At 45.5% G+C, this 23,569-nt stretch carries 22 protein-coding genes; 5 read left to right on the top strand and 17 right to left on the bottom strand.

Annotated features, from left to right (window positions below; translation table 11 throughout):
• Positions 1-139: 139 nt before the first annotated feature.
• Complete coding sequence (locus tag RSX24_RS18565; protein ID WP_343261446.1) at positions 140-310, bottom strand: hypothetical protein; 171 nt, start codon at positions 308-310, stop codon at positions 140-142.
• A 202-nt stretch (positions 311-512) separates the two neighbouring features.
• Positions 513-1,802 carry a galactokinase gene (locus tag RSX24_RS18560; protein ID WP_339276276.1) on the bottom strand — a complete coding sequence of 430 codons (1,290 nt, stop codon included), beginning with the start codon at positions 1,800-1,802 and terminating at the stop codon, positions 513-515.
• Between the two features lie 370 nt (positions 1,803-2,172).
• Here RSX24_RS18560 and RSX24_RS18555 point away from each other — a divergent pair, with 370 nt between their 5' ends.
• The gene (locus tag RSX24_RS18555; protein WP_343261445.1) at positions 2,173-3,462 is read left to right on the top strand and encodes an MFS transporter; all 1,290 of its coding nucleotides are present in this window, start codon (positions 2,173-2,175) and stop codon (positions 3,460-3,462) included.
• Between the two features lie 184 nt (positions 3,463-3,646).
• Here RSX24_RS18555 and RSX24_RS18550 read toward each other — a convergent pair whose 3' ends face one another.
• The 4 genes from RSX24_RS18550 to RSX24_RS18535 all read right to left on the bottom strand — a co-directional run bounded on the left by RSX24_RS18550 (position 3,647) and on the right by RSX24_RS18535 (position 5,409).
• Positions 3,647-4,147, bottom strand: a complete 501-nt coding sequence (locus RSX24_RS18550) for a copper amine oxidase N-terminal domain-containing protein (RefSeq protein ID WP_343261444.1) — start codon at positions 4,145-4,147, stop codon at positions 3,647-3,649.
• Positions 4,148-4,352: 205 nt separating this feature from the next.
• Positions 4,353-4,622 carry a helix-turn-helix domain-containing protein gene (locus RSX24_RS18545; RefSeq protein ID WP_343261443.1) on the bottom strand — a complete coding sequence of 90 codons (270 nt, stop codon included), beginning with the start codon at positions 4,620-4,622 and terminating at the stop codon, positions 4,353-4,355.
• Positions 4,603-4,782, bottom strand: a complete 180-nt coding sequence (locus tag RSX24_RS18540; protein WP_236420984.1) for a YvrJ family protein — start codon at positions 4,780-4,782, stop codon at positions 4,603-4,605. Before RSX24_RS18540 ends, RSX24_RS18545 begins: the two co-directional genes overlap by 20 nt.
• A 3-nt stretch (positions 4,783-4,785) precedes the next feature.
• Positions 4,786-5,409, bottom strand: coding sequence for a sigma-70 family RNA polymerase sigma factor (locus RSX24_RS18535; protein WP_343261442.1), 624 nt, complete (start codon positions 5,407-5,409; stop codon positions 4,786-4,788).
• A gap of 698 nt (positions 5,410-6,107) precedes the next feature.
• On the opposite strand from RSX24_RS18535, the gene RSX24_RS18530 reads away from it, so the two are divergent.
• Entirely contained in the window at positions 6,108-6,437 is a 330-nt protein-coding gene (locus tag RSX24_RS18530; RefSeq protein WP_343261441.1) for a hypothetical protein, read from the top strand.
• A 139-nt stretch (positions 6,438-6,576) separates the two neighbouring features.
• On the opposite strand, the gene RSX24_RS18525 is transcribed toward RSX24_RS18530, so the two are convergent.
• Positions 6,577-7,350 carry a hypothetical protein gene (locus RSX24_RS18525; RefSeq protein ID WP_343261440.1) on the bottom strand — a complete coding sequence of 258 codons (774 nt, stop codon included), beginning with the start codon at positions 7,348-7,350 and terminating at the stop codon, positions 6,577-6,579.
• 83 nt (positions 7,351-7,433) lie between these two features.
• Here RSX24_RS18525 and RSX24_RS18520 point away from each other — a divergent pair, with 83 nt between their 5' ends.
• Positions 7,434-8,153, top strand: a complete 720-nt coding sequence (locus RSX24_RS18520; protein ID WP_343261439.1) for a hypothetical protein — start codon at positions 7,434-7,436, stop codon at positions 8,151-8,153.
• A 487-nt stretch (positions 8,154-8,640) separates the two neighbouring features.
• On the opposite strand, the gene RSX24_RS18515 is transcribed toward RSX24_RS18520, so the two are convergent.
• From RSX24_RS18515 to RSX24_RS18500, 4 genes are all read right to left on the bottom strand, one after another.
• The gene (locus tag RSX24_RS18515; protein ID WP_343261438.1) at positions 8,641-11,085 is read right to left on the bottom strand and encodes a DEAD/DEAH box helicase family protein; all 2,445 of its coding nucleotides are present in this window, start codon (positions 11,083-11,085) and stop codon (positions 8,641-8,643) included.
• The gene (locus tag RSX24_RS18510) at positions 11,069-11,395 is read right to left on the bottom strand and encodes a nucleoside triphosphate pyrophosphohydrolase (RefSeq protein WP_343261437.1); all 327 of its coding nucleotides are present in this window, start codon (positions 11,393-11,395) and stop codon (positions 11,069-11,071) included. Before RSX24_RS18510 ends, RSX24_RS18515 begins: the two co-directional genes overlap by 17 nt.
• 126 nt (positions 11,396-11,521) lie before the next feature.
• Positions 11,522-11,899, bottom strand: a complete 378-nt coding sequence (locus tag RSX24_RS18505; protein ID WP_343261436.1) for a hypothetical protein — start codon at positions 11,897-11,899, stop codon at positions 11,522-11,524.
• Positions 11,900-11,935: 36 nt separating this feature from the next.
• On the bottom strand, positions 11,936-12,457 hold the full coding sequence (locus RSX24_RS18500) for a hypothetical protein (protein WP_343261435.1): 522 nt from the start codon (positions 12,455-12,457) through the stop codon (positions 11,936-11,938).
• 142 nt (positions 12,458-12,599) lie between these two features.
• Between RSX24_RS18500 and RSX24_RS18495 the strand changes: the two genes are divergently transcribed.
• Positions 12,600-12,941 carry a helix-turn-helix domain-containing protein gene (locus RSX24_RS18495; RefSeq protein WP_343261434.1) on the top strand — a complete coding sequence of 114 codons (342 nt, stop codon included), beginning with the start codon at positions 12,600-12,602 and terminating at the stop codon, positions 12,939-12,941.
• 50 nt (positions 12,942-12,991) lie between these two features.
• Here the strand turns inward: RSX24_RS18495 and RSX24_RS18490 are convergent, their stop codons facing one another.
• The 6 genes from RSX24_RS18490 to RSX24_RS18465 form a co-directional block, all read right to left on the bottom strand.
• Entirely contained in the window at positions 12,992-14,851 is a 1,860-nt protein-coding gene (locus RSX24_RS18490) for a DNA/RNA helicase domain-containing protein (RefSeq protein WP_343261433.1), read from the bottom strand.
• A gap of 40 nt (positions 14,852-14,891) precedes the next feature.
• A complete protein-coding gene (locus RSX24_RS18485; RefSeq protein ID WP_343261432.1) occupies positions 14,892-15,707 on the bottom strand; it encodes a hypothetical protein in 816 nt (271 codons plus the stop codon).
• A gap of 47 nt (positions 15,708-15,754) precedes the next feature.
• Positions 15,755-18,892, bottom strand: a complete 3,138-nt coding sequence (locus RSX24_RS18480; protein ID WP_343261431.1) for a DEAD/DEAH box helicase — start codon at positions 18,890-18,892, stop codon at positions 15,755-15,757.
• 435 nt (positions 18,893-19,327) lie between these two features.
• Positions 19,328-19,816, bottom strand: a complete 489-nt coding sequence (locus tag RSX24_RS18475; protein ID WP_343261430.1) for a hypothetical protein — start codon at positions 19,814-19,816, stop codon at positions 19,328-19,330.
• Between the two features lie 71 nt (positions 19,817-19,887).
• Positions 19,888-20,370 (bottom strand): hypothetical protein, encoded by a 483-nt coding sequence (locus tag RSX24_RS18470; protein ID WP_343261429.1) that lies wholly within the window; start codon positions 20,368-20,370, stop codon positions 19,888-19,890.
• Entirely contained in the window at positions 20,367-21,566 is a 1,200-nt protein-coding gene (locus RSX24_RS18465) for a WXG100 family type VII secretion target (RefSeq protein WP_343261428.1), read from the bottom strand. Before RSX24_RS18465 ends, RSX24_RS18470 begins: the two co-directional genes overlap by 4 nt.
• Positions 21,567-22,420: 854 nt before the next feature.
• Here RSX24_RS18465 and RSX24_RS18460 point away from each other — a divergent pair.
• Positions 22,421-23,017 carry a hypothetical protein gene (locus RSX24_RS18460; protein ID WP_343261427.1) on the top strand — a complete coding sequence of 199 codons (597 nt, stop codon included), beginning with the start codon at positions 22,421-22,423 and terminating at the stop codon, positions 23,015-23,017.
• Positions 23,018-23,569 lie beyond the last annotated feature (552 nt).

Here is a 23,569-nt window from a genome sequence, read left to right as displayed (position 1 = left end):
GATCATTTCTAAAGAACCTGAGACACGTTATCCGTGCAAAATCAGCTCCGGATCGCCTACTTTGGTGCATATAAGCTCGCTGATGTTCGTTAGAAATTCGGGACTGTCCATTTCCCCGAAATAAGGTTCCTGATGTTCGTTAGGCCTGCACCGCCGCTTCAAGATTCATTTCGGTCGGCTGCAAAAAGAGGCCCTCTCCGCTGTCGATCCTATATTCAGCATCATGCCAACGGACGTTCACATCGGCCATCGGAATGATCTGAGCAGGATGCTCCATGACGAGCGGATACAGGGAATACCGTTCCCCCATCTGCCAGCACGCACGCATTCTGCATTTCGTAGATCATCGGAATCATCGCTTGGAACCCGCATCGTAAAATTCCACGAGCATACCACATCCCTATTCCGCCCGTCCCCCTTGCCTCAGTGAAGCAACTTAACAAAAAAGCGGCCCAGACTGGAAAGTACCAGTCCAAGACCGCTCTGATCGGACGATGCGATATAATTATGGATTATGCCGAAAGTACGGCATTCAAACAGATTGCGCCATGTTCGCGCACGTTGACCACGATGACCGGCGTATCCAGCATGCCGCGCATCCAGTTCATGTACTCTTCGGCCTTGTCGTTGGGCACGATCGCCAGAATAACACCGGCGAAACCGCCGCCATGAACGCGGCACGCGCCATCGCCCAATTGGGCCAAATAGTTCTCCGTCAGCGCAAGCGCGACCGAGATTTCCTGTTCGCGCACGGCACCGCTCTGATATACGTTCTGCAGCCATTTCCACGAGGAGTTGCCCGATGCCGTAATCAGGGACAGGAAGTCTGCGAAACGTCCTTCGCGCAGAGCCTGCACCTGACCGTCCACGCGTTTGTTCTCTTCCAGGAAATGAAGCGCGCGCAGCACCGCCCGGTCCCCGGCCGCTTCGCGTATCGCAGGCAGCTTGGCGTAGATGTCTTCCTCCGAAATATCGCGAACGTACTCTCCGCCGAGCGCCTCGGCCACCGCTCTCATTTCGTTCGGCACGGAGGCATAATCTTCGGTCAGGTCGGCATGGTTGCCGCCCGTATTTACGATGACCAGAGAATAACCGTTCTCCTGGAAGTTCCAGTTCACAGGTTCGATCACAGGCTCGGCCGCATTGGCAAAATCGATCGAGATCAGTCCGCCGTATGCACATGCCATCTGATCAAGCAAGCCGGACGGTTTGTTCCAGAAATTATTTTCCGCATACTGTCCGATCTTCGCCAGCGTCACGACATCCAATCGGCCTTCATTGTAAAAATGGTTCAGTATCGTGCAGATCAGCATCTCGAACGATGCGGAAGAGCTCACGCCGGACGCCGAAAACACGTTGCTGGAAATGTCTGCCTGGAACCCGCCAACGTTGTATCCGAACTCCACGAAGCCCGCTGCCATGCCGCGGATCAGCCCGGTCGTTCCATCGTCTTCGCTGTTGGGCTTCAAATCCGCCAGATCGATGACGTACTTTTTGTCGTATCCCTCGGAATAAAACGTAATCACGGCGTCGTCCGTCGGCACGGCCACCGCAATCGTATCCAGCGTAATGCTGCCCGCAAGCACTTTCCCGTGGTTATGGTCCGTATGGTTGCCGCCGATCTCGCTGCGTCCTGGCGAACTGAACAATTGCACTCCGTCCTGTGCGCCAAAATGCTGCCGGAACGACGCATCCAGCTTCTCGTAACGTGCTGCCTGCTCCTCGACGTGCTGCGCTCCGTACATTTGGGCCAGCAATGCTTGTCCCTTTGCCGATCTGATGATCTCTGTGATCTGTGTCATCTGTGTATTCCTCCCGTTTCATATGTAAGCGGTATAGTTTTGGATTATCCATGTTGTTCTGGTCGAAAAAATATCGCGTTTACCTCCCCCATTATCTCAGCTTCCGAAGGGAAAAGGTAGGGCAGTTTTGAAATTTGTAAGCGTTTTTTGAAAGATGTGTCCGAATGGGTACTCTATGGTCCTCGACATACCTCTAGGCGACGGGTCCGACAGCTTCCCGGAAACTCCGCTTAAGGGAATAGAACAGATGTCCTTGCACGGAAAAAGCGCTTGAACACCTTCCCGATATCCACTAAATTTGTATTTAATGGAAACCGGGACTTGCAGCCTCATTTTTGGGATAACATTCTTTTGAACATGGGAGGTCTTGATGAAAACCAAAACGAACTACGCCAAGCTCTTTGCCGCGTTCTCCATCACGTTCCTGGGGGACGGTCTCACCATAGCGGCAGTGCCTTGGCTGATTTCCACCCTCACCAGCGATACGCTGTATGCGTCCATCACGATGACCGCGTTACGTCTGCCCTGGCTGCTTTTCAGTTTGCCCATCGGTGTCCTGATCGATCGCTATTCACGCAAACACCTGTTGGTCGGTGCCGGCATGGTCCGCATGGTCCTGCTTGTTTTCATGACCTTGTGCGTGTGGAGCGGATGGATCAGCATTCCGGCGCTGGCCCTGTTTATGTTCGGCATCGGCGTCAGCCGGGTCATATTCGACAGCACCGTGCAGACGATCCTTCCACAGATCGTGGATGAACGCAAACTGGAAAAAGCCAACGGCCAGTTTACCGCAGGGCAGCTGATCACGAGCGACATTCTGGGCGTGGCGCTGGGCGGGTTCATTCTCGGCCTGCACATCGTCTTTCCTTTTGCCATCGATGCGGTTACGGCGGTTGTCGCGGTCTTGCTTCTGATCGGATTGAAGGGGACCTTCACACCAGGGCAAACCGCCAATCTCGATGTACCGGCTGCGCCGGAGCATGGACAATCCTCCAAGCCTGATCGGCCCATGACCAACTGGCGGCGGGAGCTTGGGGAAGGCATTCGTTACGTGATCCAGGATCGTTTCCTTCGCGGCTTGGCACTGCTATCGGTTACCGTGACCTTGATGTATGCCGTCATTTTGTCGACGCAAATCTTTTTCGTGCGGGAAGTGCTGCATCTCGAACCGCATGCGTTCGGCATGCTCATTGCTATTGCCACCGTGGGCAGCATTATCGGCAGCCAGGCCGTAGCCCGGATGCGCAACCGTTGGAACGCCAAGCAGCTTATCTTGCTATGCGTGTTAAGCATGGGCGTAATCTATGGTCTGGTGGGCCTTACTACGAACGCTTATGCCGTGGGTGCATTGTACTTCTGCGCGGCCTTTTTCATCGTCGTTTACAACGTGATCCGTTCCTCCATCCTGCAGCGTTCGGTGCCGAATGAGCTGTTGGGCCGAGTAGGCAGCGTGTTTCGTTTTCTTTCGTTCGGCATTAGCGCCATCGGTACGTTTCTCGGCGGATTGTTGGTCCGGGTTAGCGAAAACTGGCTGGATCGGGAACTCTCCTTGCAGCTGCCCTATCTGTTGCTGAGCGCAGTCTACCTGCTCTCCTGCTTGTTGTTTGCGGTGAATTTAAGAAGTCATCCGGAACAAACAAACCACGCCTCACGAATGTGATCCGAATAATCAGCCATCATGCATAGCCAAAAACCTTTGAGTTCTCGCTGCTGCCTGGAGCGAATCATCAAAGGTTTGATTTGCGTACCTATATAAACCGCAATCACAAATCACACCAAGCCACTGCGAGTGCAGTACCATCTTCCGATCGCTGTTATCCCCAGATTTTTTTCAAAGGGAAATCTCATTGAATGGTCGACATTTGTGCCGAAATGGACACGCTACCGTCCTTCACGACCACCTCGTTGAAAAATGGCTCAAACAAGGAAGCCGGCACATACGTAACGCCTTTATGCGTTTGGACCGGCGCGGGTAGATCCACTTCTTGCGTCAGGTTAATGATCTTCAATTTCCCGGTAAATTGAACCGCTTGGCTGCCGCTTTTCACCAACATCCATTGAATGCCGTCTTCCACGCGAACCGCCTTCTCTTCCGGCATCCAACTTACGGTGTATCCCAACGCCTCTGCCGTTTGGCGCAAAGGAACCATCACCGCTCCTTGTACTTCATAGGGCGAAAGAGCGTGGCCGTCCGGCTCCACGATTTTTCCGTTGACCTTTAACGTGTACGACGGAGAAGCTTTTCCCGTGCCGGCGTTGGACGCTTTTGCTTTCGACGCATACGCGGCTCCTGCCACCGTGACCACGCAAAGGGCAGCGAGCAGCATATAATACACTTTTTTCATGTTACGCCTCCTCTCTACGATTTCCATCCATGGTTGTCTTCCTTTATAAACGGGATTATACGGCGTTTTGTTTCATCATGATGATCATGGAGGCCCCTTGGCTCATCATAACAACAAAACAAAGGAAAGCAGGGCCGCAACCTCCCTACTTCCTATGTATTTTCCAGACTGCATGGATTGGATTGAAGCAGACTCTCCTCTACCTTTAAGAAGAACCATCGGATTGTTCCGTAAGAAACAGTTGTTTGCAGAACTCCGAATACGTCGGAACCTGATCCAGCTTATAATTCATGATTTTGACGATCAATCCTTCCACAATGGTCTGGGACAGATCGTCCCGTTCCTGCGGTCTGACCTCGCTCCTCATCTTCTGAATAACCGGTTGAAAGGCGTTGATGATGCGCAGCATGCTATCCCGATCACCGCGCTGTGCTTTTTGAACTTCATCATAGAACTCAATGTTTCCTGGATTCATCTTTAATCACCGCTTTGATGACTTCGATCAGATTCCCTATGTTCAGGGAAAGCTGGTCCAGCTTTTTTTCGAATCGTGTGAACAAATACAACGTGATCATAATGGGGAAACCGACTTGACTGATCCCTGCGATTAGCGTCGAAATAGAACTTTGGTCCATCGCTTATTCCCCTCTCGCCAGTATCGTTTTCATTTTTTTCAATGCCGCGTTTCTCGTCTTCGCCACAGCCTGTTGGCTGACCTGAAGACTGCTGGCAATTTCATGATCGAAATATCCTTGTCCGTAATATAACGTCGTCACTTTCTTCTGTTTTTCCGTCAACCGCTCAAATGCCGACTCCACCTGTTCGTTCTCAAAACCTCCCCTGAACCGAATCGTCTGCTCATCCGACATCGGGGGTTCATATGAAGCTTGATATGCAGTTATCGTTTCCCCAAGTCGCGTGTCCGAATCTTCCGCGGATGGTTTGTCATAGATAAGCACATTGCGGGTGGCATAACGCTGATTGCGCCTCATCTGATCCATGCTCATGAATTTGAGCGAAAGCGTAATGTACGTAATGAACCGATATTGGAACAAATAACGCCGAAACGACTCGTTCAGTTCTTTTTCCTTCCCCTCCTCGCCTCTGATCGACTGGATTAACAGCTTTCTGTGCTTTTCCTGCTCAAAAAAGGTGGCAACGACCCGGTTCATAAATAACGCGGGATGCTGCTGTTTGTACTCTTCAAACTGTGCGCTCCATGTTTGCGTGGCGTAATCGCGATGTCTTTCCAGGGTGCTCATCCGACTCCCCCTCCTTCATTCTTTATATATAAGAAGGCGAAATTCAATCCCTTAAAAACAACCAAAATAAGAACACCTGTTCGTTTTATTATACTATATTTTTTTCCATTATGTACAAAATAAATAAGCAGCAGACGAAGTTATTTGCATCTTGGTAACCCATTTTCCGCTAGCGGCACGTCTGATCGTAAGTTGCTCCTTTTTAAGAAATAAATTACATGTTATCCACTTCTATGGGTTATAGATGATGTAAAATCATCTTTGTAAAATACACGAGCATTTAGAAAGGAAGCGATTTCAATAATTTTCAAGAAACCTTCGTTTGTCCTAAGCTCCATAGCTGCAGTCAGTATTTTGTTATCTGGATGTGGTACTGAGAGTTCAGAAAAGTCTATAGATCAGACCGAAAGTACATCGACGGAGACGAATAAGGGTGATGAATTCAAAAATCAAAATCCAAAATCACCCTATGCTAATGTAGTTAAAATTGATTCCTATCAAGAACATCCGACTGTTCGAGCCCGGGTAGATACAGATCACGGTGAGCTATATGTTGTCTCCAAAGGAAAAGAAGCGATTGGCCAAGTCACCACACCAAGTGTTCTAGGGAGTGAAGGAGACTTCTTTTGTCAAGGTAATTACTCCGTGGTTTAAAACATCATGAGGAGATAAAAGAAATAAAAGAACTACAGGAGCTTGTGTTTATTCAACCTTCTGACCAGCCTATTCCCTTCAAGAAAATCAGCTTTGAAGCCATGGACGTTTTCCTGCTCACTCCTGAATATACCTCTTCAAGAGGGTATAATTCTTATGCTTTTGGCGTGGATAAAGAAAGCGGAGAAGCATTTGCAATCCCTTTTAAAAAGGCTGACAACGTTCAGGAAACAATCAATTATGAAAAGACGAGTACTCCCGATAATGAAAGCGAAAAGCTGGTCGTAACCACGAGAAATACAGAAGGACAAGGCGATACATTAACTACAACATATAGCTTTAATAAAAACAGTAAACAGTTCGTTGCAGAATAGATAAGCATGAGAACGTGTGAACCGGTAGATCGCTAAACCTTGGGAACAAGGAAAAGAAGCTGCTGCAATTAAAAAAGGACATCAGCCCGGGCAAGGGCCAACGTCCTTTCATCGATTTTTTTGCTGCATGGAATGTTTATTATTCACGAGGAAACTCATCTAACTGATGGCTATCATCCAGTTGGATCTCCACCTTCTTGATCTTGCGACGTTCCGAGGATAACCAGTCTTTGATCGCGTTAAAATCACTGGTATCCAGGGCTGCCGTTTCGAGATCGAATCGATCGTTGTTGATCCATGCATAAGACAGGACTGGCCATGTCGGCTTCAACATGAACTGTTTTTCAAGATCGGGCGATGCATATCGAATCACTTTAAAGGAGTCTAGATCCACTGCAACGATAATGTGCCGGACGACCACACCGCCTTCATCGTTGGCATACCGAAACAGCATTTTATCATGATCGGGAGACAGCTTGTAATCCTGAAAAATGCCAACAGGCATCGTTAAACTATCGGTATGTTCGCCATCGGTTCGGATCAGGATCGTGGAGCACGCTTGGGTTCCGCAGCTATACTTCAACATCGCATGCGTTTCAGCAGTAGATACAGGAAGTTTCACAAACTGCGTGCGCGCAATCTCTGATTCGATATTTCCCTGATTCAGCAAATACTTTTTATACTGCGGGATGTCGTTAAGGTGTACTTTGAGGGACGTATCATCGCTTTTGAATTCCACGACATCAGGCAAAGAAGCCGCAGCTGAGTCGCCAGATCCGGAGCCAAGTCGTTCCATGTGTACCGCGCTTGTTTCGGCGGCCTGACTTGTTGTCATGGTGCTTGTATAGACCCAGATCAGACTCCCCGTACCAATTATAAAGAAGATCAAGAAAGCGAGGGCATATTTTTTCATCGAAGATTTTCTCCATTCCAGGTTGTTTTACGCCAGACTTCATTCGCTTTATGAGTATTCCCAAACATAAGGAGATGAAGCACATGGCACTTACAGACAGCTTGAAAGACAAATTGTTGAGAAACACCGGATTCTTTGAGGGTAACAACGGTTACTCCAACCTGAGCGGCAACTTTGACGGGCAAGGGTTATCCTTCGGCATCATCCAGTACAATTTTGGCCAGGGCAGCTTGCAACCGCTGCTGAAGGAGTACATCCAGAACAACGAGACCGAGTTCAAAGGCATATTCGGCACCACCAAGGCAGCAACCCTGAAAGACGTCGTCCTCAACAAAACGAAGGCTCAACAGATTGCTTGGGGGGACAGCATCTCTACAAGCGGCGGCGGGGTCGTCTCTGAATGGAAAAGCCTGTTCGAAGCGATGGGCGCCAAATCGGCAAACCAGGCACTGCAGCGCAAGCATGCTCAAAGTTATCTGGATCGCGCCGTTGCCTTCGCCGGAAAATTCGGCATCGTAAGTACGCAAGGCCTTGCCTTCCTGTTCGATCATGCCGTTCAATCCTGGAGCCTTGATGGCGAGAGCTCGATTATTTCCGAGATCACGTCGCTTGAGAAAGCTTGGAGAAATTCCGGCGAAACGGGCCGCTACCCTGACAAAGACCGTCTATATTCCGTCTTGAAAGGCGTCAAAGGTTCTGACCCCATCGCCCGCAGGACGGCGATCCGCAACGGTTCGGGGACAGTGCATGGCAAAAGCTATAATATTTCGTCTTTCGGATTGTCGTACTCGACCAATTTCTAAGCGTATCAGGCGGGACACCCCTCATCGGGGTGTTTTTCCAATTTAAGTCATTATATAATACGGGATTCCGATTGGGGTTTCAGTTCGGTATCAAAGCCGTAAAGAAGAAAACCAATATTGTAACTATTCGTAAACAAATTGGAAATAGATTAGATGGGAAAAAGCCCAACCCTTCGAGAAACGAAGATCGGGCTTGGTTATTTTGAATTTTTAAAGGGGGATTTCCGAGGCTTTCGCCATTTATATAAGTTGAACCGATGATTTTTACACGGAGTCACTACGTGGTCAGAACCATCTTCCGATCACTGTTATCCCCAGATTTTTTTGATCCCCTTTTTTCAAAGGGAAAATCCGGTGATAAGCCTATGCTTCCGATGCAGCTTTCTTTCAGAAAGCTTTTAGACCGCTTCGCTTCTCCAGATTCTTTCTGCCCTCTCCGTTATCGTGTAAATGTCTAGTTCAACCTATATAGATTAAATCTTTCTTTCTATTCTTGCACACCTCGTTCGAAATACGCATGCAACCGATACAGACAAATTTCCCTTGTCCATCGGTATAACAAATTACGTTCTGCATCGTCATGAACCTGAATATTCAATGAGAAGACGCCGTCTTCGAAACGGGTCATGCTTCCTTTGGCCCCGCCCCACTTGGACATTGGCATATCGGCAATCAGCTTCTCCACCTTCGCTGCGGTTTTCTCATTCCATTCCCATAACGCCAGCTTGTCTTTGTCCGAAAAGTCCTTCCGTTTCCGATACTCTTTCTCTGTCAGATAGTTATGGAAAAACGAAGCCACCTCGCTCGGCGTAATCGGATCGAGCCAATGTTCTTCGCCACGCTCCAGCATGTAGAGCAGTACAACCATTTTATAGCTTTTGTTCATAAGCGTCTTCTCCACGTCTTTCAGCCAGAGCTCCTGCCGTACATAGACTTTGATCTCATTGGCAGATAGCAACTCGGCCCAATGCAGAAAACCGACATACGAACCGAATTCGCTCCGGTACCCAATGCTCGGGGATTGTCCCATAAGATGCAGCTCAAGGTACGTAGGGATGCGGCCCAACTCTTGCTTCACGTCCAAAAAGTCCTTATGAAGCTTCTCCCGGCGCGGAAGACGCTTGCGGCTTAGCTCCTGAAGCAGGTTGACCACCCGCGTGTCCAAATGAATTTCGCAGTTGGCTGGAACTTGCGGGATGGTAGAATCCGACCTTTTCTCATCCGAATCCTCGTTTGCACGCGCATCCAGCAAACTCAGCTTCACATCCGCATTGCGGTAGTTCCCGATCAGGTCGATAATGACGCAATGAGACTTACCTTCGGCAAGACGCAGCCCTCGGCCCACCTGCTGAGTAAAGATCGTCAACGACTCCGTCGGCCGCACGAACAGCAGCGTGTCCACGCTGGGGATGTCGGTTCCTTCGTTGAACAGATCGACGGTAAAAACAATATCCAATTCGCCCTCGGCCAGTCTTCGTATCGCTTCTTCACGGGACATTTCCGTCGTACGGGAATGCAAACTGAGCACGTTCACCCCTTGGGCTCGGAAATACTCCCCCAAATAGTTCGCCTGCCGGATCGAAGAACAAAAACCGATCGTGCGCGTTTGCTTATGCTGCATCCAAGCAGCGTGAATTTTCTCCGCGTACGTCTCGTGAAGCTGAGCTGCCATCAACTGCTCTTCATCATAACGCGTCCCGATCCAGCGGATTTGCGAATAATCCGTATCATCGAACACGCCATAATATTGAAACGGCGATAGCCATCCTCTCCGGATTGCTTCGATAAAATGCATCTGGTACGCCACATTGCCATCGCACAGTGCATAGACATCTTTGCCATCCAGTCGGTCCGGCGTTGCCGTAATGCCGAGCAGGAATTGGGGACGGAAATATTCGATGACGTTGATGTATGTTTTGGCTGCCGCATGATGGAACTCGTCCACCACGATCAAGTCAAACGCATCCGGCTCGAACGCGCTCCGATGCTTCTGCATGCTAAGCGTGTAAATAGAGGCAAAAACGCAGTCGGCTTCGCCATCCTTATGCTGCCCATTGTAAATGCCATGGCTGCGTTCAGGCATGATCTGCTGAAATGACTTTTTCGCCTGGTTCAAAATCTCTTCCCGATGCGCCACGAATAACACACGCTTAAACCGCTCAGCGAAGAATCCTGCCAAATACGTCTTGCCAAGCCCGGTCGCCATAATAACCATCGCTTTGTCGTACTGTTCTTCCATGGTGCTATGCAAAGCTTCTAATGCGTCGATCTGTGCGAAACGCGGCTGAATCGGTACAAGAGACACCGTTGCAGCTACCTCTTCCGTTTCCTCGACATGTCCCACGCTGATCTCGGCTTCCTCCATTTCGGTGATGCGCTGGATCAGTTCAGGGTTCCGCTGGTGATATCTCTCATACTCTTCTTCATACAACGCAATCGAATCGGGATTTACGGGTAATGTCGTCTCGTGGTAGAAACTTTGCATGAACTTGTCCAAGGCCATCTGAAACGTATACGGTTCTGCCTCCGCATTCATCGCAAGGTTCCATTCATATCCAGTCTTCAGGGCTGTAAACGAAAAGTTGGACGAGCCGACAATCAGCAATCCTTCGCCATTGTCATGATCGAACAGATACGCTTTCGGATGAAACGATGTCCCCATGCTCCGCCATAAGCGAACCTCGATCCGAGGGTCCACTTCGCACAACGCCCTGAGACCATCCGGCTGCGTAATATATAAATAGTCCCCGGCAAGCATCCGCACCTCTGCGCCACGTTCGGCAGCCTGTTTCAGATGCGGAGCCAGCAGCTTTACCCCGGATTCCATAATAAACGAGGTCATGATATAAATCCCGGATGCGGTATGCACCCGGGCAATCAGTTCATCGGCAAGATTGTCGGTAATCAGTTTGACATTAAGCTTCGTCGACATCGATCAAATACACCCGTTCCTGAAATCCGCCGCGCTCCTCGGCCTTATCCGCCCGCAGCTTGTCCAGTTGCGCCGCATTCGCGCCGTGCACTTCAGCCAGAGAACGAATGACTTCCAGCATGTCGGCGAGTTCCTCCAATGCTTCCTGACCGTTCTTTGCGCTAAAGTATTCGTCAGACTCCTCGCGCAGCTTCGTGCGCAGTTCTTGCTTATATTCTTCCGGGTCCAAAATACGTGTGCGGCTTTCTTTCCCGCTAGATGCAATAATATGCGGAATTTTATCCCGCACCAATTTGTTGTATGTAGGCATATGGCATGACATCCTTTCTAAGATGAGAGTATTCAGGTTTATCGCCAAAATCTCCCTTTTTGCCATTATACCATCTGCCATGGGTAGGAAGTCAGTTAATTCTGTAAAATAGTAGGTATTGTTAATTTACTTATTGAAAGTTATATTCTCTTGCTCATTTTTAATCAATTTATGGCCGGAGATTTGCCAGCATAGATTTTTCTCTCCATCGTGATCATCGATTAGGAAATATCCCGTTATGTCCGAAATGGCGGCCATCTCTGATAGTTGCTTTCTCATAAAATCAAGATAATATTCTCTAATATCGGCCCCATAAAATACATAAGCTGTCCAATTGATTTGTGTCTCTGGAAAAGTCCAACCTGACTGGTACATTTCTAATTTGCTCTTGTCCAGTAAAGTATCATTATATTTCTCGGTATAGTCATCCCGAATCTTTCTGACCTCATGCACAGTTTGTTCATCACACTCTAACCAACCTCTAACAGATACATACTTTCCCATTTTAATCCCCCATTCCTGTTCTCACGATAATTCCCTTTAAGATAACTTGGGTGAATTATTCATCATTCGTGTGGATAGCTCCTCTAATATTTCTTCTGTTCGTTGGACAAGCCTTTTGATGTTCTTTAGCTCCAGTGGCTGTTCATGTGAGTAGTCCTCCAAGGAAGACATAAATTGCATCGTGCCGATGAACAACGCTATCTCTAATCCAGGGTCGGTGTCTGTATGTACTAGAGGCAAGATTTCGTTCATAGTAAGTTCCTTGGGTGGGTGCGCTAAATAATACTTTTGGATATATAACGCCTTGATCATGGAGGCTAGAGCCCAATCGCAGAGAATCAGACAGGTTTTAAATTGATGGTGATTCCCCATGATAGCAGCAAGTTTGATGTGATACTGAGCAAGTTTTTGATAGTCCGTAACTTTAGTATGTAGCATGTGATCAGTTTGAGTTTGATTGGACTTGGGTTGTATGTAGTTATCAGGGTCTGGCGAAATTGAGGTACAATCCAAATGGTGAACACAATGTGCATCGGGTACTGTCCAATTTCTTGCCATTGTCATCCCTCCAAAAGAGTTAATACCAGTATTATACAATAAAATGATACCTATAGTAATCAAAATATCTTTTTGTATTTATTATTTGGTGTTTACCTTAAAGAAACTTGTCTACACTTTTGAACATAGAGAGGTGAATACCATGAACAAGGACAGAGAAGTTTTGAAGCTGGTTGGAGCCAGAATTCGCGCATTACGCAAAGAAAGAGGGTATTCACAAGAATCCCTCGGCGAAAAAGGCGGATTTCATTTTTCATACATAGGACAAATCGAACGTGGAGAAAAGAACGTTTCTTTGGTGAACTTGGCAAAGATTGCTGAGTCTCTTGAGGTTAATTTAGTTCAGTTATTTGCATATGTAAATGAGGATGTTGAGGTAACGAATTCTGAAACGGAGATACGGGAGATCGTAAATTTATTAAGGGATGCATCTGCCGATAGACTTCAATTAGCCAAGAAAGTAATCAAAGAAATCGTGACATAAATAAACCCCATCACTTGTGAGAAAGTTGATGGGGTTTTAATTCCCTTTATTTAATTCTTTATCAATCTTTCATTCAAATAATCTCTTAAAGTTTTATCTCTACAATACACATAACAGCCCTTCATTCCACGTGACATTAAAATTTTATATATATTTTTTACAAGTCTTGATAACTCCTCGTTTTTAAATTTCAATCCCCTTTTTCCCATTTTGTCTTTATACTCTTCATAATCCGAATATATTTCCATTTTATCCGAATCAAACTTTAGATCGTTTCCTATAATAACGCCAACATAATCAAACTCAAGGCCCTGAGACGTATGAACACATCCAATTTGATCTATCCCACTCTCATGTATGGCCCAAGTACTTGATATTGAACGTGCATTCCAAGGCATAGCAAAATTATGCTCTTTAATCGTCACATCAGGGACTTCTCCATTCCGATTGCCTTCTTTATCAGCAGTCCAGTTCCAAGCAAACCCTGCCAACATCCTCGCCTTATACCCTTGATCGTTTTTATTTTTAATTAGATCGTACACTTCATTTGGAGTATCCACTAATTTAAATTCAAATGAATCTTGGTCCCAGCCTTCGAAATTAGCTGTAGGGCGAATTTGCAGAACATCATCAACCCAATTCAAAAAACCTTCTGCTCCAGAGCAACGAAATTGTGCTGCTAATGAATATTCATGAACCTCAGAGTTATATTGGGCAGCTACACGTTTAATTTCTGCAATAGAACCTATGTCTTCAGGACGAATTCGTTGAAAGTCATCTATGAAAAACACATTAACTTTAGACGCTTTAATGATATCTTCTATTTGATTTTCTCCAAGATATTGATATGCCCCTTTACCTTTCAAACGGTGGGCTTCATCGACAACAAGTACGTCATACATATCCGCAGGCTCTTTATAAAATTGACTTGATCCCGTAAATAACATCTTTGTCCTTGTTTTATTTCTAACTTGTTGTTTAGTCAAGGTCTCAACCATGACCGTTCGAAATGAAGCATTGGGGGCAATAAATTTCACATTCAACTTGTTTTTGAGTAAACCACCAAGTGCATTCATAGATATTACTGATTTTCCTGTCCCAGGCCCGCCTTGGACGATAATGGTTCGTTTCACATCTGTATGCTTAGCCAGGCTCATAATCGCCTCATACGCAACCTTTTGTTCATCAAGTAAAACAAAATCAGAATTCCCTTGAAATAAACCATCGATATGATCAATCAGCTTCTTGGAAGGTCGAATTTTACCGTTTTCAATTAAATAAAGTAAATTAACTCCATTTCCTTGTCCTACATGCCTTTTCAGAAAATCCTGAAGCTTGGATGCATCTTCAGCTAGAAACAAGGGAGCTTCACGGATAATATCCTGATATTGAGTATATCGTAGAGGGTCAGGCTGAACTGTCCTGTAATTATGTAGATATGCACAGGAATATCCATTAATGTCTTTGGAATATACAGCCTCATTCATATCACTCAAATACTGTTTATATGACCATGCTTGATATGAAGGATGCGGTGTTTCTCTTGTCCTCCCACCAATATACGCTCTGACAACATCCTCGCGATCCATAGCCTCTACCGCGTCCCATTGTTTTAACTCAACGATCACAAAGTTGTCGTTCTTTTGTTCGTCCTGACCCGCAATGATAAAATCTATTCGTTTACTTGTAGAAGGAATATTGTACTCAATTAATATCCCGCAATCATCTGCTACCTTAGAATTGCGAATAATTCTCTCCATAAACTGCATAGAGTTATTCCAGGCTCGCACCTCTCCTTTATTTGGCCTCTTCCCCATTCCTTTAATAAAGGCTTCTTCAATCTGAACTGTAATTTGATTGTTATCAACGGACTCCCGAAAAGCTAATGCGCTACTACTGTAGATAATCATGGTGTCACCGCCTAAAATAAAATTACTTATCTTGACTAGTTTATATGTGGTACTCTATTGATTCTTCGTTGTTTTTCAAAAGTTTTAACAGAAATATTTTTTCGGTTAGTATCTTTGAGCGTTCTTCGGTCCGGAAAACTGTCGCATCTTGCTTAAACTCTTTATTCCCTAGTAAAAATCTTTCGTTATCCATCAGGTGGTAAATAAACCATCTCTCATTGGTATTTCCTTGTTCTAAAATATAGAAGCACTCATAGTGATACTTGCTAAATTTATCTCGAAGTTGAACCAATGTAGTGGCACTTAATAGAACAAATACAACAAGAACTACACCGCAAAGAAGTAAATTGTTTAATAATTCTTCTGGCTGATTGAAGGTAAGGTTTATCTTCCCATCCAAAATTAGAAAAGAAATTCCTAGTGGGCCTATTGAAAAGAAAGATAACATTTGAATCATAAATATAATCATTGTCAATTTTAAGTTGGCTGATTCAGAAAGATATTTATCAAAAGCAGTTCTTTTTATGACCATAATGTATGCAACTATCAAATATGCAAGAATTCCTACTATTATAACAACAGGTATAATACTTTCTATGCTCGAAAGATTGTAATATGCAATTGTCAGAATAATACTGAATATGAATCCTATAATTACAAACATAATAAAATTTAAAATTTTTATTACAGTCCTTTTTTCTTTTGATGAAAGTAGCCTTTCAACCTTAGACGAAGTTAATGTTGTAATGACTTGGTTTTTTCTCAGAAATGAAAACAGAGTAACGAACGCTAAACCCAAGCCTCCCCAACTGCCTATTTTAGAAATAACTTCTCCGTCAAGGAATTGACTCCACACGAACTTCAACCTCCAACTAAAGTGATTTTTTTGCCATATAACTATTCTCAAACAATACACTTATTCGCCACAGCCACCATCTTCGCAGGCATCTCTTCTCGCAGCCGCCACACAAAGCTCATCGGTTTGTTCCCCTCATGGCTTACATAATCCACTTCCCCCAGAAACACAAACGGAGACGTATAGTTGTGCTCTTCCTTATATTCCCGCACAAACAGCGCGATCCGGTGCCCCGTCTCCCGATGGTGAATGTAGCGCTGCGCGGTTGTCGTTTGCTCCGATACCCGACTTTGGGTCTGCCAATGGAAGAGGCGCTCGTTAATCGCATAATCCTCATACAACGTGGATGGAGAAAAGTCTTTGTCTGACTTGTTCAGCGTAATGAAGAAAATATCTGTTTTCTCGTCTACAAAATACTTCACACCCTCGCGAAAAGCTGGGGATTGATCGGCATTCCAGTAGCCAAAGGCGGCCAGTACCTGATCAATGGAATATGTACAGTGGATATCCAGTGGACAAGTATATGGAAAATCATTTTCTTTATCCACAAACCGCAAGTGGGTCAGGTTATATTTCAGAATATCCACAATCTCGGCGCGAAAAGCTTCACAAGCCAGCACCCGTTTTACGCCGTCCTCTACCCCACTTAAGCCCAGCTTCTCGGGTGCAGCCCGGTGGAACGTATAATAGAACATGACGAGCATACGCTCTTCTTCCTCGTTATTTGGCCCATACCCCTGCTCAATATAACGTAATAGAAAATTAAGCCAACTTCGGGAATTGATCGACAACAGTGACGGCAGCCTGCGAATATATTCCCCCGGTTCTCCTTCAATGGTATCCGTCAACCCCGCCTCGGCCATCAGGCCGCGGAAATACCTTTTACCTGTCCGACCTCCGTAAAAGTCATGCAATGTCATCCCGTGATGCTCTACAAAATGGGATAACGTTAGCGGCAATCCAGTATCTGCTTCGAATGTTTGCAGCTTCTGAATCAGATGTCTGCGGCTTCTGCTCGCTTGCTTGAGGTTGCGCATCACATAGTCTTTGGCCTGTTTTTCCAATTGAATGAACGTGCCGCGCGGCAGATTGGAGAACCCGTTCTCCACATAATGCGAGATCGAATGCTTCGTCGGTCCGATCAAGGCTCTGAACTTGTCCTGGAAGTTGTATTCCCTGTGCGCCTGTCCAATGAAATCCAGCACCGTCAGGCATTCTTTTCCATCTGCCAAACGCAGTCCACGACCCAACTGTTGAAGAAAAATGGTCAAGCTTTCCGTTGGCCGCAAAAAGAGCACCGTGTTCACTTCCGGAATATCGACGCCCTCATTGTAAAGGTCAACGACAAAGATCATGCGCAACTCTCCGCTGACAAGGCGGCTTTTCGCCGACTGACGCTCCTGTTCACTCGACTCCCCATGCAGCGCAATAGACGGAATCCCCGCCTCTTCGAACACCTTCGCCATGTACTTGGCGTGATCCACGCCGACGCAGAAGCCCAGTCCTTTGACCTCGTTCAGATCAGTGACATACTTGTCCAAACTGTTCATGATCTGGGTAGCCCTAATTTTGTTATGCGTGTACAGCTTCTCTAACTCATGGAGGTCGTATCCTTTGCGCGACCATTTCACTTGAGACAAATCGACGGTATCCGTAACGCCAAAATATTGAAACGGACTCAGCAGCTTACGATCAATGGCATCGGTCAAGCGAATTTCGGCCGCTACGGTATGATCAAAATACGTAAGAATGTCCCGTCCATCCATGCGTTCCGGCGTAGCAGTCAACCCCAGCAGAATAGACGGCGTATAGTGCGCAAGCAACTTCTGATACGAAGGTGCAGCCGCGTGATGGAATTCGTCCACCACAATGTAGTCATAGAAATCCGGGCTTGTAACTTCGGTGAGCTTCATAGAATTCAGGCTCTGAATGCTGATAAACAAATGATCCAATGATTCCGCCTGATGACGTCCCACGTGCAGCTCACCAAAGTTCATATCTTTCAGGATGTAACGAAACGTATCCCGGCTCTGTTTGAGAATCTCCTCTCGATGGGCAACGAACAACAATCGGGCTCGTGCATTCGCTCCTGCATATCGTTTGTAATCAAAAGCGGAGATGACCGTTTTACCAACACCCGTCGCAGCCACGATCAGATTGCGCGTTCTTCCGTACAAGGCACGCTCAGCATGTAACTGTTCTAACACTTCTTTTTGGTAGTCATACGGTTGAATATCCAAATGAAACGAGTTAAGGTGCTCTTTTTTCCGATCCAATGCCGTTTTGAGCTGTTCCTCATGTGCAGCATCTTCGGCAATGTATGCCGTAAATTCCCTGTCGTTCCAGTAGCTCTCGAATGTCGCCTCAATCTTGCGCAGGACGTCCACGGAATCCTTCTCGGTCACCTTCAAATTCCATTCCATGCCGCTCGTAAGCGCTGGGTTGGAGAGATTCGACGAGCCGACATATGCTGTGGTAAATCCGGTATCTCTATGAAAAAGGTATGCCTTTGCATGCAGACGCGTTACTTTGGTATCGTACGAAATGCGGATTTCTGTGTTCGGCAGCTTGCTTAGTTCGACGATCGCTTTTAGATCAGTGGCTTCCATATACGTTGTCGTAATGATCCGCAACTTGCCCCCAGCCGCCGTAAATTGCTGAAGCTGTTCCAGCAGTAAGCGAATGCCGCTGAATTTAATGAATGATACGAGCCAGTCGATGCGGTCTGAAGTCACGATTTCTTTTTGCAACTCCAATAGCATGCTGGGCTCGGATTTTGCACCCGTAAACAAGGAACTTTGAGATAGCGGCGTTTCTGGCCGCAAGATTTTAGACTCCTTGACCGCCCGAATACTGTTCAGTTTGGAATAAACATGCGTCAGTACCTCGCCCTGCTCGTCCAATTGAAGCTCCCGGTATTCTTCGTCGCCGATCGTATGTTTCAATGTTGCGATGATCTCATTGCACGTCCGAATCTGTGCCAATACCGCACCGCTGTCCTCTGTCTGTTCCCGCACGATCTTGAGTGCCCGTCTCGTGACCGCTGCCAAATATGTAGATAACAGCTTCCGTGCCTCCTCTGCATCCAACCGCTCGGTCCCAATGGAATATGCATCAGGGTCCAGCGCAGACAGTTCTTCACGAGTGATCGTATTGATTAATTGTTCGTATATGCCTTGTTTCATGACTGTACCTCTTGTCCGTAGAATGTTGTATTTGGGAATGCTATGTACATGGGATATCTAGTAAAAAGCTATTACAACTATTATCGGCCAATTTGTAGTAGATTGCATTACCCTCCATATGAAAATCTGACCAGCGATAATTCAAATCCAAGTTTCTAGGTGTTCTTGTTGTAGTATAATGACAGTAGTAGAGAAAGCGTTAAACTAAAAAAGCCGCGATGCTCGATACATCGTGACTTTTTAACAAAGGCCTGCGAGCTACCCACGGCGAGAGATTCATACGGAATGAAAAACCACCGGTTTTGGCGCCAACCTATCGCCGGTGGTTTTTCTTGTCTTTAGAATCTTCACCAAAAGATCAAGTGACACAGCTCCCCCTTTCGAGTAGCTTCGCCATGCCAAAATCCCACCAGCTACTTCGTCCTATTCCTCCTATTAATCCTTTATTTTCTGAAATTGGCTAGGATTGATGTAGCACCAATGATCAACATCATTTTCCTTAAGTTTGTTCAGATCGGCTAATGTGTAGAACCAGTCTTCTTCAATCCAAACTCTAGCATTGGGGAATTCATGGAGAAAAACACATAGGAATTTGAATAATAAATCTTCGTTGTCTACAAAATCGCCAGAAACCAACGTTTTAAAATACTCTTGTGGAGATGACTCCCAGTCGAACTCAACAAGTTTATACGGATACGGTTCATCAGCAATACCAAAACAAATTGGCCTATTATAACTTTCATATAATGGAATATCGCTAACACAGTATTCGCAGTATTTTAATTTCCCAGCATCGTCTACTTCATTCGAGGTGTGGCTATAGAACATTCCTTCGTTCTTGCATAACTCATCTAATCGAAGTACTAAATCATTTATTTCAATGCTATTTCCTCTTTTAAAAAGAATATGTGCAGAAATCCCCATTTTTCCCCCTTAGTAATAACAAGTACGCTTTCCCATTCATAATTCAATCGAGAGTTTAAACTCCGACGTTCTCACACGATTTTCTCACTAGACCATAGCGGATTGTATGGCATGTTACTTAACCTAATGAGGTCATTAGCCGTATAATACCAATCCGCATCATCAAACCATAGATAATCTTCAGGATGATCTCTAAAATACGCTATAACAAAATGATAAATAAACGCGTAGTCATCTTTAATATTTTCGATATCGATAGCCCAAAAATACTTTTCGTTTTGTGTTAGCCAGGTAAAGCTGTCATATGAGTCTTCATCCACTGGATTAATATTAAATGTGAAGTACTTTAGATGCTCTTTGTTATCCGCACTTAAAAATGCAGCCTCATCCACTTCCGATAACGTTCCTTCGCCAGATACAAATTGACCTTTGCTTGACTTCGTCCTTGTTAAAATGCAAAACATGCCTGCTTTCGTAGCGGCCTGCTTAAATGCTTCTAACGCATGTTCGGGAGAATAGTTCTCTATCTTTTTCAAAAAAATGATCGAGCTCACTTTTTCAAGACCTCCTCTAATTCATTTTTAGAACTGATGATTTTGATTCCTTTATCTTCAATCATTTTAACGATGTTTTCTTGCGCTCTTCCTTTGATTTTTACGTCTTCAATATAATAAATAATTTCTCTGTTATCATAGTTGAAGTATTTTTCATTTAATGGATTGGTCAGCTTATCAAATTGCTTCTTATCGACTGCGCCTAGGGACTTCTTAACCTCAATTATGTGTGAATCGGTCAAGACATCTATATCTCCTGCGATTCTACCATCTTGCATTTTCAACTCTACTCCCGTTCCCTGTAATCTACCTATTTTTTTCACTTCACTTGCTACTTCCCCTTCTAATCTGTCACCGGGTTGGGCGCTTTTTAGGTTTTTATCGATAATTGCATCTATGTCACTGGATCTTTGATTAACCCAAGAAATTTCACTACCATATTGGTTTGTATATATCATTTTGTTTCCTTCACTTCTTACCTTCTCATTACCTATTCCTAAATTCCCTTTCCAACTCTCCGACTTCCCGCCACTCGACCCACCAATCTCGCCATGCTTATTATCCACCGAGCGAAGCGCTCTCCCAAAGAATACATAAGCCAACGCTTGACCCGTAAGAGCACCGCCATAATACCCCGTCTTGTCTTCGGTGATCATCTTCTTCTGCTCTTCTACAAACTTCTCGGCATCCGAGCGGGCAGTTCCGGTTCCCCATAATGCATCCCATGCAAACGAAATGCCCCGTCCGACATCCACAACTCTGCCTACCGTCAACCCATAGCCCAGACTCGCCAATGTGCCGAAAGGATCATGCCACAATGCATTAGCCGCGTCCCCGATTCCGTTAACCGTTTCGCCTACAGATCCATCTAGCAAACCTACAGTAAAGTCTCTCTTCAACTCTTCCGGAATATAAAGAGCAACCTCCCCCGTGTTATCGGTCGTTCTGAAGTTGTTGGCGATGAACGTGAACTCGTTCTGAATGCGGCTTAGCAGTCCTAGCGTTGTGGGGAATACTTCCCTGGCCAATCTGAAATCTTGAAAAAACTTCTCCCCGGTGATCCCCGACCATTCCGACTGTAACATATAAATGGACTTCTCGAGCTCCCAAACCATTCGCTCAAGTTCCTGCTTTTTTTGCTGAACCATTCGTGCCTTCTCATCTAACAAATCAGGATGAACCATAATGCGTTGCATGCCGTCTTCACCGCCAAACTGAACTCGAATGATATCTAAATTTTAACAAGTCAGTTTGTTTACTGGAATCGACCCTACGTTGCATTTTCCCATGACTTCTAGTCCGTAAATAAACAATGCTTGTTGACTACCATACCTACATATTCGTGTAATCTCCTCAACATGCTTACTCTTGTTAACATTTATTCTTTGGTCAAACGGACCTATGTGTGCTTCACCTATGATACTTCCACCAAAAAAATGCTCCCTCTCACCTGTCTACTATAGAGGAGCAATCAAAATTCAGAGTCACTCTTTTGGTGGTATGGGAAACTAAACTCTTTATCAAGTTGTTATTACAATAGAAGCCGCATTAATCAATCACACTAGGCCACTGCGAGTGCAGTACCATCTTCCGATCGCTGTTATCCCCAGATTTTTTCAAATCCCTGTTTCAAAGGGGAAATCCGGTGATAAATGCGAACGCCTCGCTTCTTCAGATTGGTTCTGCCTCTCCGTTAACGTGTGTATGTTTTTTTGCGGTTTATATACTAAGTACCAACTTACAAATTAAGGTTATCGTTCTGTTGAGTATAGATGTAATGAAATAAGAAACACTAGCTCCCCCAGCTGTTAGCACCTTTTTACCTTAAATAGAAAGGTTGTCTTTTATGAAAAAAATAGTCACTAAGTTAGCCTCCGTACTGGGTTACGGTGTTTTAATTGCGCTTGCTATCTTTTTCCTCATAGCGCTAATTGCGATTATTATTCTGGCTATTTACGAATTTAAAAAGTGAATAGCAATATGATCCTTTCATTTTGAATCCCAACCGTCATATGGTAATATTACCCTCAACTAGAAGGGAGAGATATGAATGCCGAGAAACTTCTCATCGCTCTTGGGATTAACGTTGTTGTTCGTCGCACTCATAAGCGGATGCACATCACCCGGGCCTTCCAATGAGATGGAAGCAGAACCCACCGTGGAACAACCGGAGACGCAGCAGCCAGATGTTACCCCGGATACGTCGATGGATGAACAAGAAATGGCCGAAGCCATGAAGGCAGCGGAAACGTACAAGACCAAAGAGTATACGATCGACGAGATCCCGGAGACGCCTTTGGAGGAAGAGGCCATGATGAAACGCCTTGCAGAAATGGAACCTCTATACGCGGATAATTACACCGACAAACCGGGCAATACAAGCTACAGTGGCTTAACGTTCCGAATTGCGACCGTCCAGCAAGTTTCCATGAAACCGGAGAACCTGATCTTTGAACTCTATCAGGAAGCGGAAAACTACGTGGATTTCGATTATACGGTAGACTTGATCCTGACTCGGCAAAACGGGGAAAGCGAACGCCTTCCTTTGGAAGGCCGCCTGACCCTCGTCCGTAAAAACGGAAAATGGCTTGTCCAAGCGGATGAGATCGACCCCGACTTTGGCAATCGTGTGATTACACACAAATAGTTCCTCCACGCATAAAAATTGCTGCGCAAGATGAAAAGGGATGCCCTCGTCACGCCATCGTGACCGTGGACATCCCTTTTCGTCGTTGGACCATCCCCCTCGGTCCAACCTCATGTAAGAGCCGAAAATAAAATATTAGACTTTCAATACTTCATTAAATTAACGTCAGCAACCAATACTTCTTCTTCTGACTAACGCCCCCCCATTCCTTCGTTGAAAGGATTGGGGGTAATTTTTTCCTTCCCCATCGGAATGACTCGTGCTAAACGACCCGGAATTTGAAGAATATTGTAACAAATCCAGATCATATGGTAACTATTTTGTCTCTAAAAGCGTTATTAGTAGTGAGCGAAAGGTTATCTTGGCATCATTGTAAATAGGATGTAGTTCCGCAAAGTAATTTCACGGATTCACAGGATGATGATGTATAATATTTACAATGTAATAATCAGGTGTTTGCCGGTCCGATTGTTCGGCTTTCAACGAACTTGCGGGTCATGGGAGGTGATGGTTTGATCCCGCAGACGTGTGTTGTCTGTCCCTAGCTCCGTG

Origin of the sequence: Paenibacillus hubeiensis, assembly GCF_032334105.1 — a bacterium.
In the GTDB taxonomy this organism is placed as follows: domain Bacteria; phylum Bacillota; class Bacilli; order Paenibacillales; family Paenibacillaceae; genus Paenibacillus; species Paenibacillus hubeiensis.
Note: the sequence above shows the minus strand (reverse complement) of the source record. Positions and strands in the feature narration are given on the sequence as shown.